Consider the following 510-nt stretch of genomic DNA (forward strand, 5'->3'; position numbering starts at 1 on the left):
CTTCGATGTACGCCGTTTACCACGGTCCCGAGGGACTGAAAGCGATCGCGCAGACCGCGCACCGCCACGCCCGCACGCTGGCAGCTTCCCTGAAGGCTTCCGGCGCGGAGGTCCTGCACGGTTCCTTCTTCGACACCGTCACGGTCCGCGTCCCCGGCAGGGGAGCGGAGGTTGTCGCTGCCGCGGAGGCCAAGGGCATCAATCTGCGTTTCATCGACGCCGATACCGTGGGTATTTCCGTGGACGAAACCACGACGACGGCGACCGTCGCCGCCGTCGCGTCGGTTTTCGGCGGCGAGGCAGTGGGCTCCACCGGAGCCTTTGCACTCGACTCCGCCGTCGAACGCACCTCCTCCTTCCTGCAGCATCCGGTGTTCAATACGCACCGCTCCGAGACGCAGCTGCTGCGGTATATCCGGAAGCTGTCCGACCGGGACCTGGCGCTTGACCGGACCATGATCCCGCTGGGTTCCTGCACGATGAAGCTGAACGCTACGGCCGAGATGGAAG

General features: G+C 65.7%; 1 pseudogene. It reads left to right on the forward strand.

Annotated elements, in window-relative coordinates:
• Positions 1-510 (forward strand): annotated as a pseudogene (locus G205_RS20495) (glycine dehydrogenase (aminomethyl-transferring)); the annotation flags it as partial.

It is taken from the genome of Arthrobacter nitrophenolicus (genome assembly GCF_000332815.1).
In the GTDB taxonomy this organism is placed as follows: domain Bacteria; phylum Actinomycetota; class Actinomycetes; order Actinomycetales; family Micrococcaceae; genus Arthrobacter; species Arthrobacter nitrophenolicus.